Raw genomic sequence first — 15,145 nt, forward strand, 5'->3', positions numbered from 1 at the left:
CCCAGAGTGCAGGTTCCACCGCCCAGACAACCCTCACCCAGCCGTCCACCTCCGGGCCGGTGATCAATGCGCCTGGGCCGAGTAGGATATTCGACTTCACCTCAAGCGGTGCAGGGAATGATCTAAGGCGCTTCACGAAGTTGGATGGAACAGACATTCGGATTAACAGTGGTCATGCGTATAACTGTACAAAGACGGTATTCGCCTGACACTCTGAACTTCCGTGCCATTGGGGGTGCCGTCAGGGCGGATCTTGCCAGGCTCAGCCGGGATGCCCTCGTGGCTGTTTTTCTCCCGCCGGGTCACGTGCCAATTCCGTCTGGACACGTCATGAACAGATCAACATTCATACACGTCCAGCTTGCTCAAATGACATGACAGCACGGCCGCTATTTATTATCGTGGCACTGGCTTGAGTGGCCCGCAGATTTTAAGAATGGACGGTTGAGTGGCCTGATTCTTTCCAAGAAAAACGATAACAATATTGATTATCTGTTCCCTATTGGATGCTTCCGGTCATGAATGGAATCTCTTCAGATCCGGTTTGAGGCCCGCAGGGCAGGGTTGTTCTGCCTGACTGCGCGGTTCTGCAGGCCCGGCGGCTGGAAGACTGTGCCCCGAGGGATGTCCGGGTGAGTTGTGTTTGGACTGTACATGCGAAGCGCGCGAGGGATGGAATGAGCAAGTGTGATCACGTGACGCGCCCCACCCGCCTGACGGCCTGGCTTGCATCAACTGCGCTTGTGCTGCAGCCTGCTGCCGCAATGGCGGGTGATGGTCTTCCCACGGGCGGTCAGGTTGTCTCCGGCCCGGTTGCCATCGGCGTGAGCGGGCCGGTGATGACGGTGACGCAAGGTTCTGATCGAGCCATTGTCAACTGGCACGGCTTTTCCATCGGCGCGGGCAACTCGGTCCATTTCGTTCAGCCGGACGTGTCTTCGGCTATCCTCAACCGTGTCACCGGCAGCGCCACCTCGACGATCGCCGGCGCGCTCACCGGCAACGGTCAGGTCTATCTCATCAATCCGAATGGCATCACCATCACCTCCTCCGGCACGGTCAATGCGGGCGGCGGCTTTGTCGCGTCCACGCTGGATATCTCCAACGAAGACTTCCTGAAGGGCCTGTACCGGTTCTCCGGCAACGGGTCGTCCGCCGGTGTCAGCAATGAAGGCGTGATCACCATCGGGCGCGGCGGCTATGCGGCGCTGATCGGCGGTACGGTCAGGAATGACGGGCTGATTGCCGTGCCGCTCGGCAAGGTGGGCCTTGGCTCGGGCGAGCAGGCGACGCTGGATCTGTCCGGCGACGGTTTCCTGCAGGTGGCTCTGCCAACGGCAGCAGGGGCGGAAGGCGACGGCGCGCTGGTTGAGAACAGCGGGCAGATTTCCGCCGAGGGCGGCACGGTTGTTATGAAGGCGGCCACCGCCCGCAATGCGGCGCGCCATGCGGTGAACCTGTCCGGCTCTGTCGAGGCAGACAGCATTTCGGGCAGCGATGGCGAGATCGTCATCGGCGGCGGCGGGGGCGGCAAGGTCACCGTCTCCGGCAAGGCGGCGGCCAAGTCTGCCAGCGGCAAGGGCGGCAAGATCACGGTGACCGGCCAGCAGGTGGCTCTGAAGAGCGCGCAGATTGATGCCTCGGGCGCCACGGGCGGCGGCACGGTGAAGATTGGCGGCGGCTGGCAGGGCACGGGCAGCACGCAGCGGGCCGAGACCACCAGCATTGATGCGGCCAGCATCATCCGCGCCGATGCCACGCAGAGCGGCAACGGCGGCACGGTGGTGGTCTGGTCAGACGGCCTCACCACTTTTGCAGGCCTGATCAGCGCGCAAGGCGCAGGCGCAGGCACTGGCGGCGAGGCGGAAGTCTCCGGCAAGGCGGTTCTGTCCTACACCGGCCGCACGGACCTTTCTGGCCCCGGCGGCTTCGGCAACCTGCTGCTGGACCCTTACAACGTCACCATTTCCAACGCCGCAGACAGCGGCATGAACGGCTTTTCCGCGAATGCCGATGACAGTGTGCTGAATGCCGGGACGCTGGCCACCGCGCTCGCCACAGCCAATGTGATCGTGACGACCGGCGCCGGCGGCAGCCAGGCGGGGGACATCACGGTCGTGGATCCGGTGACCTGGACCGCTGCCACAAAGCTCACCCTGTCCGCCTTTGGCAACATCGCCGTCAATGCCAATCTCACCGGAGCCACGGGTTCGTCGCTGGTGCTGCGGGCAGACAACACCGGCACCGGCACGGGCACGGTCACCTTCGGTTCGGGGATCAAGGCCACGGCCTCGGGCGGCCTCTCGGTCTATTACAATCCGTCCAGCTACACCGCCCCGACCTCCTATTCGGCTCTTGCAGGCACCAGCACGGCCGTCACCGGCTACATGCTGGTCAATACGCTGCAAAATCTGCAGGACGTCAGCACCAGCCTGTCGGGCAAATATGCCCAGGGCCGCGACATTGACGCGAGCGCTTCTGCCAGCTGGAACAGCGGCCTCGGGTTCACCCCGATCGGGAGCTCCTCGGCGAACTTTACCGGAATATTCGACGGGATGGGGCATGTCATTTCCGGCCTGACCATCAACCGGACCACCCCTTTTACCGGTCTGTTCAGCTATACGGCGAATGCAACCTTGCGCAATATCGGTCTGTCCGGCGGATCCGTGACGGGCGGGACCAGCACGGGGGCCCTCGTCGGCATCCTGGGCGCAGGAAGCACCGTATCGAAGTCCTATTCAAGCGCGACGGTGACTGGCACCAATACGATCGGCGGCCTGGTCGGCAACGTCAACAACGGCAAAATCGAGGACAGCTACAGCACCGGTAACGTGACATCATCCGGTTACCCAGTCGGCGGACTGGCCGGAATAGCCCAAGGCAGCTCCGCCAGTATTACCCGATCGTACGCGACCGGAGAGGTCAAGTCTACCGCAGCCACCGGCGCCGCCTATGCGGGCGGACTCGTTGGGCAATTTCAGAGCAACGCTACCATATCCCAGTCTTACGCGACGGGAAAAGTGACCGCGACCGTGTCCGGCGCGGGCGGCTTGGTGGGGAGCGGAACGGCCGGAACGATCACTGAATCTTATGCGACGGGAGTCGTCAGTGGGGGCTCCAATACGGGAGGCCTGGTTGGCGTTGGGGGCAGTTCCCTTGCCGTCACCAAATCCTATTCGACTTCAGCTGTCACAGGCACGACCGCCGTTGGAGGATTGATCGGATCGCTGGGCGGCAGTACTGCACGTATTACAGAAAGCTATGCGACCGGTGCCGTCAGCGGCACCACCAATGTGGGCGGACTGATGGGGTCGCTCACCAGCACCGCAAGCGTTTCAGCAAGCTATGCGACTGGCGCCGTCAGCGGGACCACCACCGTGGGTGGGCTGATCGGCAACATGGCGGGAACGGCATCTCTCTCCTCCTCCTTTTTCGATTCCACGACCACGGGGCGCACGGCCGGCGTCGGAAGCAACAGCTCGGCCACCGGCGTGACGGCCCTGACCACCGCCGAGTTCCAGGACACCGCCGGCTTCATGGCGGCCGCCTCCACCTGGAGCTTCACATCCACCTGGGCGCCTTCAAGCACCGGCTATTATCCGCAGCTCTATGCAGTCAATCCGGTGATCACTGTGACCGGCGGCACCAGCAGCAGCGTTTACGGAAGCAGCACCGGCACCCTGTCAGGCTTCACCGGCAGCAGTGGCGGGCCGTCTGCCTATGTCTTCGGCCCTTCGGGCGACAGCATCACGCTTACGGGCCTCTCCCTCGCGGCCAATGCCTCTGCAAACGCCGGCACCACCGCTACGGACTTCGACCTTAACACCAGCCACACCAGCACGGGCGGCGTCACCTACCGCGTCTTCGTCTACGGGTCTGGCACAACGACGGTCACAGCCCGTCCCATCTCGGTCACGGCTGAAGCGCAGTCTGTGGTCTATGGCGATACTCTGCCCACGCTGACATATACGGTCGGTGGCTCCGGTCTGGTGAATGGCGACAGCCTCGCCGGAGCGCTGGCGACACTGGCTTCGTCCACTGCGAATACCGGCACTTATGCGATCACGCTGGGTACGCTGGGCAACGCCAATTATGAGATCACCTATACAGGAGCGGACGTGACGGTCACGGCCCGTGCCATCACCGTGACGGCTGACGCGAAGTCGATGGTCTATGGCGATACGGTGCCCACGCTGACCTATACGGTCGGCGGCTCCGGTCTGGTGAATGGCGACACGCTCACCGGCGCTCTGGCCACGGCTGCCACCTCCACCTCGAATGCGGGCAGCTACAGCATCACGCAGGGCACGCTTGCGGTGCCGTCCAACTACACGCTGACCTCCTTCACGGGCGCGAACCTCGCCGTCACGCCCGCAACCCTCACCGTGACGGCAGCGGATGGTTCCATGGTCTTTGGCGGCAGCGTGCCGGTTCTGGGCTATTCGGTCTCTGGCTGGAAGAACCAGCAGACGGACAGCCTCCTCACGGGCGTCAGCGTCACGGCCAACGCCACTTCCGCGTCCGCCGTGGGCAGCGGCTACATCACGGCGGCTTCGGGCGGCACGCTCTCCGGCGCTGCGGCAGGCAATTACACGCTGACCTACCGGCAGGGACAGTTTACCGTGAATGCAGGCAGTGGCGGCAGCACGCCCGCACCGCTGCCCCCTGTCGCCGTTGATCCGGCCCTGCCGCCGCCGCCCGCCGTCATCATCACGCAGCCGGTCTTCAATCCGGTGTTTCTGATGGTGGCAAGTTTCGGGACCGGTCTTCAGCAGGGGGCGGTTGTGTCCACGGCCCAGCCACAGGCGATCGTCAGCGCGGCCGCTTCGGGCACTGGCCCCTCCGGGGGTGCGGGCTCCAGCGGCAGCATGACGGACCTGGATCTGCAGCTGACAAGCGGCATGTGCCCGCTAGGCCCGGACTTCACGATCTCATGCTCCTCGAACTGATGCCAGCTCCCGGCACGTCGTTTCAGCCCCCCTCCCCACGAGGGGGAGGGGGGCTGAAAAGCTCTGCCAGAGTAACCGGGCTGCAGGCTTGCCACACGCACCGCGCCGTCCCCGCCTTGTGCGGGGACCCGTCATGGGCGCAAGGCGGTTGTTTTCTGCGGCTATCATCGATCGAAAGCGCCCGATGCCGGGGTGCGGTGGCAACCTGACAGGCCCCGGCACAAGACCGGGGCGGCGCGGAGCGGGCTGAAAGGCCACGCCCACTCACCGCAGCGCCCTCTCCCCCCTTGAGGGGGAGAGGGCGCTGCGGCAAAACGAAGCCCCAATCCTCCTCCGCGCGTCCAATGTAAACAATCCCCACGAGGGGGAGGACAGGGCGCCTCTCTCTCCATGAGGCGGCAGTGTTTACAACGGACTGACAGTCAGGCTCCCCGGTCATGGTTTGAAGGAAAGCCTGCGTTCTGATCATTCCGGCACAGCGTTTCAGCCCCCCTCCCCCTGGTGGCAGGGGAATCGCGTATGTCGAATAAGGGGTTGTTTTACTGAGGCAAATCGATTCATGAGTTCTCCGTCCCGGGAGGCTGTGATGAGTAGATTTGCCGCTTGTTTTGAAACTTTGCCTGATCCGCGCAGCAGCAACGTGCGCCATCCGCTCTCATCCTGACAAGGCCTCAATCAGGCGGAAAATCAAAAAGGCTGAATGGGACGAGGACGTCCTCACATCGCTCATCAGCCATATGCGATAGCCATCCCTATGTGGTGGAGGCTCTGGCGCGGCGGGCGGCGCCGGGCAGGGAAGGCATTGCCGACACCGAAGACAGCTGCCACGGCAACACCTCCGTCAGCGCGCCGCTGCCGCTGATCGACGATGACGCGAAAAGCCGCCCGGCTTGGGTGGAAACCGTGCCGCCGCCGATGCCGCGATGTGCCTGCAGGCGCTGGACAGCGCACTGCAACAGGCGCCCGCCGGACTGCGCAAGGCTGACTGAACCGGCAGGAGGCACCACAGGGGCCTGTCCGGCAGAGCCACGGCCCCGCCCGCCGGGGCGGCTGCGGCCCGCCGTTTCACGTCACCCGCCGGTGCTGATCCGCACGGTGGTGGGCACCTTGTGCTCATGCACTTCCAGCACGCAGTCGAAGGGCGTGTTCTGGCGCAGGGCGGCGCCGAGCGCGGGCAGGTTGAGGCCTTTCTCCGTCAGGGCGCGCACTGCCGGGCCGGGCATCAGGCGCGTAGCCAGCAGGGCAAGGCGGCCGGGAATGCGGATGTGGCGGTCCGGCCCGGCTTCCGTGTGCTTGGTGATGTGAACGGGGTTCATGGCCTTCATCCTTCCGGTGAGAGGTGGGGGGAGCGGGGTGCATCAGGGGCCCTGCCATACTGGCTCAGCACCAGCCGGATGATGCCGTGCATGGCCGCCAGATCCGGCAGGCTGCCGAGGGCAGCTTCCGATACGAGGCCCTGATAGAAGGCGAGGACGAAGCCGGCGAGCGTTGCGGTTTCTTGCGGCAAGAGATCCGGCCTTGTGCGGGCGAGCTGCGCGCGCAGCGCATCGCGGATCCGGCTGCGCCCCTCCTGAAATATCTTCAGCAGATCCGGCCGCACCGCCACCTCGGCATGGATCATCGGCGTCGCCCGGGCGCGGCCATCGCTGGCGGCAGCCTTCAGATCGGCAAGGAACTGGCCGATGACCTCATCAAAGCTCAACACTTCTGCGGCCGCCGTGATCGCCTCCGCGCTTTCCGCCGTGCTGGCGGTGATGCCATCGGCGATCAGGTCATCCTTGGTCCTGTAGTAATTGTAGACCGCCCCGGCGCTGAGGCCCGCTTCGGCAAAAATCTCGCGCATGGTGGTGGCCTGAATGCCCTTGCGTGCAAAACACCGCGCCGCCGCCGCACGGATCTGCTGACGGCGCTCCTCAAGTTTTTCCGGGCTGATGCGGGGCATGGCTCACTCATATAAAACGGACAACCGTTCTATATTAAACTTCCGATGCCTGCGCAAGAGGGCAAAAGCGCCTCACCCCTGCGCCGGCTAACGCCGCAGGAGCCAAAGGAACGATGGGCCGCCTAGGAGGGCGGCGAGGAGGCCGGGGGAGAGGGGCCAGGGCCAGGCGAGGGTCTGGCTCGCCCATTCGGCCAGCGTCATCAGCAGCGCGCCGGTGAGGCCGCAGGCGATGCTGGCGCTGGCTGTGCCCCGGAAGCCAAGGCGTGTGACGAGATGCGGCACCAGAATGCCGATGAAGCTGACGGGGCCGGTGACGAGCGTTCCGGCGGCGGTGGCAAGGGCTGCGAGCGTCAGGCCGATGATGCGGGTGCGGCGCACGGACACGCCGAGGCTGATGGCGGCAGGCTCTCCCAGTGCCACCAGATCGACCCTGCGGCTGAGCAGCAGGCTCCCGCCTAGGCAGGCGCAGCCGGTGAGGGCGGCAGCCACGGCCACCGGCAGGCTGGTGGAGGAGGTGATGCCGGAGAACCAGCCGAGCAGCGCCGCCCCCCGCTGGCCGCCGCCGGCCATGACCAGCACAAGCAGGGCATTGGCGGTGCTGGCGATGCCCGCACCAATCAGCAGCATGCGTGCCGGATCAAAGCGGCTGCGCAGGGCAAGCAGGGTCACCGCCAGCATGGCGAGCCCCGCGCCGGTCAGCGTCACAGCCAGTTTCGCCGGGGCGCTGGCTGCGGGCAGAATGACGAGCGCCAGCGCCAGCGCAAGGCCTGCGCCATGGCCGATGCCGAGCAGGTCCGGGCTTGCCAGCGGATTGCGCAGCAGGCGTTGCAGCAGCAGGCCCGCGAGGGCAAGGCAGAGACCCGCACTGGCCGAGCCGAGCAGCGGCGGCAGGCGCCATTGCCAGATGCGGGCGAACTCCCCGCCGTCCAGCGCCAGGGACCAGCCGCCTGGCTCGCGGCCCACAACAAGGGCTGCGGCAAAAGCCAGGGTCAGGGCAAGGCCCAGCAGCAGCAGGAGGCGCGCTCCGGCCTTGCGCTGCGGTGCCTGCAGCTGAAAAGTCAGCGGCACGCTGCCCGCGGCACGGCGGGCGAGAAGGATGAGCAGAGGGCCTGCAAAGAGCCCTGCTGCGGCGCCCACGGGCAGATCTCCGGCAAAGGGCGCAAGTAGCCGCATGCACTGGTCGGCGGTGAGCAGCAGCAGCGCGCCGGTGAAGGCGGCGGTGGCAAGGCCGGGGTTTGCCCGCTGGCGGATGGCCCGGGCGAGGGCCGGGGCGGCGAGGCCAATGAGGCCGATCTGGCCGAATTCCGCCGTCACGCAGGCGGCAAGGCAGGAAACGAGGCCCAGCATCAGCAGCTTGACCATGCGCACCGGCAGGCCAAGGCTTGTGGCCCCTGCATCGCCCAGAGCCAGCAGCCGCAGCGGCCGTTCCAGCAGCCACAGGGGGATGATGGCGAGAAACGCCAGAACCGTGAGCCGCAGCGGCGCGGCCCAGCCGTTCTGTTGCAGCGATCCAGCCTGCCAGGTCAGCAGGTTGCTGAGAAAGTCGTGGTTGAACAGCACCAGCAGCGAATAGGCGGCATTGCACAGCAGGTTCACCATCACCCCGGCGAGCACCAGCTTCTGCGAATTGAGATGAGGCCCCCAGGCGATGGCGAGCACGGCGGCAAGGGCCAGTCCCGCCCCGGCCAGCGCCACGATCTGATAGCCCTGCGACCACAGGACGGGCGCCAGCACCAGCGTTGCGGCCATGCACAGCGCTGCCCCGCCGGTGATGCCCAGCAGCGACGGCTCGGCCAGGGGGTTGTTGAAGACGCGCTGGAACACGGCCCCGCCCAGCCCCAGCAGCGCCCCGGCCACCAGCGCCGCCAGAATGCGCGGCAGAAGGCTGTAGGTGAGGCTCAGCGGATCGGAGGTGCCGGTGATGGCCAGTCCCGCCAGCGCCAGCGCGGGCACCGCCAGCAGACCGGTGAGGAGAGAAGCACGAAGGGCCGCATGGGGCGGCATTGCAGCAGGAAGGCCGGGGGCGGGCATCAGGATTTTCTCTCCCGCGTCAGGTCCAGCACAGCTTTGGCAACGGAGCGGGCAAGATGCAGCTCCGACAGGCAGCCGCCGAAAGGATAGAACTGGCTGATGCGCGCAAGGCGGCCCTGCCGCACGGCGGGAAGCTGCTGCCAGATCTGGCTGTTGCCGAGCGCCCGTTCGGTCTGGGCCTCCAGCGAGGGGATGGTGATCCGGATGAGGATCGCATTCTCAAGCGGCATCAGCCGGTCCATCCCGGCCTGCGTGAAGCCGCTGGCATTGACCGGCCCGGTCCAGCCGTTGCTGAGCCCGAGGCGCGTCAGCACCGTGTCCGGCATGCTGCCCTTGCCATAGAGGGTGGCGCGCCCGCCGCTCTGGTCGGCCAGCAGAATGCAGACCGGCGGTGCATCGGGAAGGGTTTCCGCAAGATTGGCGGCAAGGGCGCTGGTTTCTTTGGCAATCCGGGCCAGCAGCGAGCTTGCGGCGGTGTCCGGCAGGCCTGCGGCTGCGGCGCATTGAAACAGGATGGCGGCGGAACGCCCGCCGCTGTCTCCTTCGGCCACCACCTCAACCGGCGCAATGTCCTTGAGAAGCGGCGTCATGAACAGGCTCGGCGCGCCCAGAAAGATCAGATCGGGCCGCAACCGGTCGAGGAGTTCCAGATTGACGGCCCAGAAGGGGCCAATGTCCTGCGTTTCCGGGGGCAGGGCCTGCGGCATGCGCTGGTTGAAATAGCCGGTGTCGGCCACAGCCAGCGGCGGCAGGCCAAGGGCCATGAGGGATTCCGCTGCCGCCCAGTCGATGGCCGCAATCCGCCGCCTGCCATCGGCGCGCAAGGACGCTCCGCCAAAGGGCAGCAGGGCAGCGGCGAGGGTGCCCTTCAGGGCGGCGGCAAGGAGCGTGCGTCTGTCCGGCATGCAATGAGCCCCCGCCGGAAGGTGATCCGGCAGGGATGCCTTTCTCAGAAATCGACGGTCAGACGGCCCATCACCGTGCGCCGGTCGCCCTGATAGCAGGAGTAGCTGGCGTCGCAGGTGGTGTAGTACTTCTTGTCGAACAGGTTGGTGGCGTTGATCTGCAGCTTGGCGTGCTCGTTGACGCGGTAGCTGGCTCCGGCATCAAAGAGGGTGCGGCTCGGCACGCTGAAGGTGTTGGCATTGTTGCCGAACACATCGCCCACGTGACGGATGCCCGCGCCCAGCGACGCCCCTTCCAGCACGCCGGAGGTGAAGGTGTAGTTCAGCCAGCCGGAGGCCTGATGCTCGGGCACCAGCATGGGCCGCTTGCCGACATTGCCCGAGGCCGCATCCTTGGTGATTTCCGCCTTGGTGTAGGTGTAGGAGGCGGTGAAATCCCAGTTGCGGGTGACGTTGAACCGGGCTTCCAGCTCAAGGCCGCGCGACTGGATCTCACCGGTCGCCACCGCCGTGCCGTTGGCAAGATAGTTCAGCACGTTGTTCTTGGTGATGTCGAAATAGGCGGCGGTGAAGAGGCCGTCAAAGCCCTGCGGCTGGTACTTGATGCCCGCTTCCCACTGGTTGCCCTGCGAGGGATCGAAGGTGTTGCCGCGCGCATCGACGCCGCCATTGGGCACGAAGGACTGGGAGAAGCTGACATAGGGCACCACGCCAAAGGCGGTGACGTAGCTGAGGCCCGCACGGCCCGAGAACTGGCCCACATCCAGCTTCGTGGTGGTGCTGGTCAGCCGGTTGTGCGTGTCCATGCTCAGCCAGTCATAGCGCCCGCCAAGCGTGGCGATAAAGCCGTTGCCGAACTTGATCTGGTCCTGCACGTAGAGGCCGGTCTGGTGGTAGCGCTCGGAATAGTTGATGAAGGCCGCCGTGGGCACCGGCACGCTGACGCCATAGACCGGCGTGAACGGATTGAGCGTGGGTGCAAGCCCCTGGAAACGCTTCACATCCGCATCGGACCAGCTGTAGTCGATGCCCATCAGCGCCTGATGGGAGGCGGGGCCGGTGTCGAACTTCGCCAGCACCTGATTGTCGGCAGTGAAGGCATCGAAGCTTTCGTCAAAGCGGCGGGCGATGCGGGTGACGCCCGAGGAATTCATGCCCGAGAGGAACAGGTTGTCGAGCAGGAAGTCCGTGTGGCCGTAGCGCACGTTCTGCTTCACCGACCAGGTGTCGTTGAAGCGATGCGCGAATTCGTAGCCGATGGTCTGCTGCTGCTGTTCGCTCTGGTTGAAGTTCGGGTCACCCAGCAGGATGTTCGTCGGCGTGAACAGCATGATGGTGCCGCCGCTCTCGTCGCGCAGCACCTGCCCGCTCAGGGTCAGGCTGGTGTCCATGCTGGGCTTCCAGGTGATCGCCGGAGCGATCATCAGCCGGTCATCGCCGATCTTCGAGCCATCGGAATATTTGAACTGGGTGTTGGCATCGCGCGCCGTGCCGATGACGCGGTAAAGCACCGTCTTGTCTTCGTTGAGCGGGCCGCTCAGGTCAAACTGCGCCTGCTTGCGGTCATGGCTGCCATAGTCGAAGGCGATCTGGCGGATGACTTCTTCCGCCGGCTTCTTGCTTGTCTTGTTGACCACGCCGCCCGCATCGCTCTGGCCGAAAAGCGCGGAGGAGGGGCCGCGCAGCACTTCAACGGAGTCCAGCTGGTAAGGGTCGGTGCGGAAGAAGCTGTAGCTGCTGGAAACCTGGCGCAGCCCGTCCATGTAGGAGCTGGTGGCCTGCGCATTGAAGCCGCGCATCATGATCCAGTCATAGCCCTTGGGGTCCGGGCCATAGGTTTCGATGGCGACACCCGGCACATAGCGCAGAACTTCGGTCACGCTCTGGGCATTCTGCGTTTCCATCTGCTTGCGGCCGACGACGGACACGGACTGCGGCACCTCGATGAGCGGCGCGTCCATCTTGGTGGCGCCGGTCACGTTGGTGGCAACGAAGGTGGTGGCGCCGTTGGTGTCGCCCTGCAGCTGGATCTTGTCCAGCGTGGTGCCGCTGGTGGCCGTGGCGCTGGTGCCCGCATCTGCTGCCGCGGGGTCATAGACCTGCACCGTGCCGGGGTTGCTGAAGCGGTAGGAAAGGCCGGTGCCCTGCAACAGGCGTGTCAGGGCTTCGGCCGCCGTCATGGAGCCGCGCACCGGGTTGCCCGCGCGGGTGATGGCCTGGTTCTCGCGCACCACAACGGCAAGGCCGGTAATGCGGCCAATGTCATTGACGGCCTGCGGCACCGGCTTGGCGGCGATGTTGAAGCTGAACTGCTGGCTTGCCGCCTGCGCCCTGGCTTCACCGGCTCCCGCCGTCATGATGGCCACCGGCGTCAGCAGCGTTGCCGCCAGAAGAAGTCCCGCCCGCCGCAGTCCGCCCGATTTGCCCAACCCGTTCAACGCCATGTTATCTGTCCTCAATTCGCAAGGCTTTTGCACGGCGGAAGCCCCCTTCCTGCCGTGTCTCTATCCTCTTCACGGATGAGCGGCGGGCTTCATGAACCGGCGGGATGCGTTTTTTGTTTTTTTTGAGGGGGCGTTGGGGCGGATCAGCGGCAGATGAGAGGGTGCTGCCCCGCCACACACTCCGCGCCGTCCCGGACGGAGCGAAGCGGAGATCCGGGAGCCACTCGTTTCCAGAGCGGTGATATGTGTTCTCGGCAGAGAGGCTTGCTCTCGCCGGCCGTTTGCCGTTTCGTCAATTCCACCCACCGCGCCGCCCCGGCCCTGCGCCGGGGCCTGTAAGGCTGGTGCGGCCTCTCTCCTCGAGCACTTGCAGTGGCGGGGGCCACACTGCGTCCCTGACAGGTCCCGGCACAGGGCCGGGACGGCGCGGAGGGTGTGGAGCTTCTGCAGCGAATGGAAATCCGCTGCAGCGCAGAGGCTGCCATGAAGGCCGCCTCAATCTACCGCGAGATCACCGTCAGCCGGCCTGCGACTGAGGTGATGCGGAAGCCGACGGAGGATTGCAGGGCGGCGAGGGCGGCGTCGGTATCGTCCAGCGAAAAACTGCCGCTGACCATTTCGCTGGCCAAAGCATCGGAGGTGACGAGAATGCGGCCCTTGCGGTAGCGGCCGATTTCCTGCAGCACCGAACCGAGGCTGGCGCGGTAGAAGACGAAACGGCCGTTCCGCCAGGCCAGTGTCTCGTCAAGGTCCACAGGGCGGGGGGCGGAGACGCCCTTGCCGCCGAAATCCACCTGCTCGCCCGGCTTCAGCACGGCCTCAGCGCCTTCTGCGGTGACGGAAACGCTGCCGTGATCCAGCGTGACGGTGCCGCCGTCATCCTGAAGGCGCACGTCGAAACGGGTGCCCAGAACCGTGATGCTGCCGCCTGCCGCTGCCACGGTAAAGGGGCGGGTTTCGTTGCGGACCACATCGAAAAAGGCCGTGCCGCGCAGCAGGCGCACGCGCCTTTCGCCGGGCGTGAAATCCTCTGCCAGCGCGCTGCCGGCATCCAGCAGCACGGAAGAGCCATCGGCAAGGGTGATGGCGGTGCGGCTGCCGCGCGGGCTGACGTAATCGGCGCGCAAGTCCTCGAAAAGTTCGGGCCGCTCCAGCCAGATGGCCCCGCCCAGAACCGCCAGCAACGCAAGCGCCAGCCCCGTCAGGCGCCGGGTTGTCCGGCGTCTCGCCTTGCGGGTGTCCATTGCTTGCAGATAGCGCTCCAACGCCTCACTTTCGGCCTCTGCCAGCCGCCGCCCCGGCGCTTCGGCGGCTTCCCAGGCCTGCGCGATGCTGCGGAAGGCCTCGGCATGGGCGCTGTCGGCCTGCCGCCAGGCTTCAAACTCGGCGCGCTTGCGGGCGGTCGGCGTCTGCAGCAGATCGACAAACCAGGCGCGGGCCTCGGCCTCGATGTCCCGTGCCGTGCGATGGGCCGGGCCTTCGCCGGGCGGAGTGGAAGGGGCATGGCTCATCTGCGTTCTTTCGCGTCCGCTCACCCGGCAGCAAGGCAGCTCTGGCAGGCGGCCATGGCGCGGGCCATGTGCTTTGCCACCATGCGCTCGGAAATCTCCATCACTGCGGCGATCTCGGCAAAGGTTCTGCCATGAATGCGGTTGAGCAGGAAGATGTGGCGCGTGCGTTCCGGAAGAGCGGCCAGCGCCGCATCAATGCCCGTCAGCCCCTGACGCGCCTGCAGGATCTCATGAGGCGTGGCGGGGGCGGCGGCATACTGGTCCGGCAGCAGGCCCTCCACGAAGGTGCGGCGGGTGTTTTCGGCGCGCAGATGGTCCACCGCCGCATTGCGGGCGCAGCGGGTGAGATAGGCCGGATCTCCGCAGCAGCGCAGGGGCATGCGCTCCCACAGGCGCATGAAGATGTCCTGCACCAGGTCGCAGGCCGCCGCCGTGCAGCCAACCTTGCGGTTGATCTGCCGTTGCAGCCGGTCCCGCTCGGACAGGTACAGCGCGGCAATTTGATCCTGATCTGACGGCATGCGCTTCAAGAACCCCATGCCGCAGGCGCGGCGGGAAAATGTGGACTGTGTCTGCAGATGTCCGGCAGACCCTCATGCACGGGTATAATACTGGTATTTAATAGTCAAGTTTATGGGGACTGAAAGGCCGTGCCGGGATGGCTAAATTGTCACCTTGCCCGAACGCCGTGGCTGGCTTCAAACATGATATATGAAACCCGCAGGATTACGGCGTGAGGCATATCTGATGACGGAGGCGATCAAGTCAGGCGGGCAGAACGATGCCGGGCACAGCAAGCCAGAGGCGAAAGCTCAGGCTCGGGAGCGTGCGGAAATCTGGCTGCGGGAGAATGCTGCGGCCCTCGAAAGCTCCAATGCCTGGGTGGAAGAGAACGGCCTTCCGTTGGACCAGTACCGGCAATTCTGATGGGAAAGCTTGGCGTTTGTCCGGATGCACACACCGTGCCTGAAACCGAAGACGTTTTAGGGAAAGCCTGCAGTGTGGGCGACTGGGCATAGCGTTTCAGCCCCCTTCCTCCTTGAGGTGGCAGTATTTGTAACGGACTGCCAGTCAGGCTCCAGTTCCTCTCCCCCCTGGTAGTGTGCTGAGAGTTCTGCAAATTCGCTGAGAGATGGCGGTCATGGCAGACTGGTGTTGTTCAAGTTCACCGTTTCCCGTGGAAGGAACGCCGCCATGACCAAGACCGAAGTTAAGACCGCCAGCGCCAGCGTCAAAGAGATTCTGCTTTCGCACCCAGACGGCCTGCGCGATGTGATCCGCGCCGTCATGCAGGAGGTTCTGGAAGCAGAGATGGACGAGGCGCTGGGAGCGGCGAAGAGCGAGCGGACGCCGGAGCGTCTGG

At 65.4% G+C, this 15,145-nt stretch carries 11 protein-coding genes; 3 read left to right on the forward strand and 8 right to left on the reverse strand.

Translation table 11 applies throughout. The features are described from left to right. Positions 1-677: 677 nt before the first annotated feature. Entirely contained in the window at positions 678-4,949 is a 4,272-nt protein-coding gene (locus H163_RS23440) for a beta strand repeat-containing protein (protein WP_019966678.1), read from the forward strand. Between the two features lie 752 nt (positions 4,950-5,701). Here H163_RS23440 and H163_RS0121505 read toward each other — a convergent pair. The 8 genes from H163_RS0121505 to H163_RS0121540 form a co-directional block, all read right to left on the reverse strand. Continuing rightward, positions 5,702-5,956, reverse strand: coding sequence for a hypothetical protein (locus H163_RS0121505; RefSeq protein WP_019966679.1), 255 nt, complete (start codon positions 5,954-5,956; stop codon positions 5,702-5,704). A gap of 63 nt (positions 5,957-6,019) precedes the next feature. Further along, positions 6,020-6,265, reverse strand: a complete 246-nt coding sequence (locus tag H163_RS0121510; protein WP_147290468.1) for a hypothetical protein — start codon at positions 6,263-6,265, stop codon at positions 6,020-6,022. 5 nt (positions 6,266-6,270) lie between these two features. After that, positions 6,271-6,891 carry a TetR/AcrR family transcriptional regulator gene (locus H163_RS23845; protein ID WP_019966681.1) on the reverse strand — a complete coding sequence of 207 codons (621 nt, stop codon included), beginning with the start codon at positions 6,889-6,891 and terminating at the stop codon, positions 6,271-6,273. Positions 6,892-6,978: 87 nt separating this feature from the next. Next, a complete protein-coding gene (gene fhuB, locus H163_RS0121520) occupies positions 6,979-8,922 on the reverse strand; it encodes a Fe(3+)-hydroxamate ABC transporter permease FhuB (RefSeq protein ID WP_019966682.1) in 1,944 nt (647 codons plus the stop codon). Beyond that, positions 8,922-9,827, reverse strand: coding sequence for an ABC transporter substrate-binding protein (locus H163_RS0121525; RefSeq protein WP_019966683.1), 906 nt, complete (start codon positions 9,825-9,827; stop codon positions 8,922-8,924). The genes fhuB and H163_RS0121525 overlap by 1 nt, the downstream gene beginning before the upstream one ends. 44 nt (positions 9,828-9,871) lie before the next feature. Continuing rightward, a complete protein-coding gene (locus tag H163_RS0121530) occupies positions 9,872-12,271 on the reverse strand; it encodes a TonB-dependent siderophore receptor (protein ID WP_040679453.1) in 2,400 nt (799 codons plus the stop codon). 500 nt (positions 12,272-12,771) lie between these two features. Continuing rightward, on the reverse strand, positions 12,772-13,782 hold the full coding sequence (locus tag H163_RS0121535; RefSeq protein WP_019966685.1) for a FecR family protein: 1,011 nt from the start codon (positions 13,780-13,782) through the stop codon (positions 12,772-12,774). A 20-nt stretch (positions 13,783-13,802) separates the two neighbouring features. Continuing rightward, entirely contained in the window at positions 13,803-14,303 is a 501-nt protein-coding gene (locus H163_RS0121540; RefSeq protein ID WP_040679466.1) for an RNA polymerase sigma factor, read from the reverse strand. A gap of 226 nt (positions 14,304-14,529) precedes the next feature. Between H163_RS0121540 and H163_RS23450 the strand changes: the two genes are divergently transcribed. Together H163_RS23450 and H163_RS24540 are read left to right on the forward strand one after the other, a co-directional pair. Next, on the forward strand, positions 14,530-14,709 hold the full coding sequence (locus H163_RS23450) for a type II toxin-antitoxin system CcdA family antitoxin (protein WP_019966687.1): 180 nt from the start codon (positions 14,530-14,532) through the stop codon (positions 14,707-14,709). A gap of 267 nt (positions 14,710-14,976) precedes the next feature. Then, a partial coding sequence (locus H163_RS24540) for a transposase (protein WP_040679455.1) occupies positions 14,977-15,145 on the forward strand: 169 nt, incomplete at its 3' end.

Source organism: Pannonibacter phragmitetus DSM 14782, from assembly GCF_000382365.1.
Taxonomy (GTDB): domain Bacteria; phylum Pseudomonadota; class Alphaproteobacteria; order Rhizobiales; family Stappiaceae; genus Pannonibacter; species Pannonibacter phragmitetus.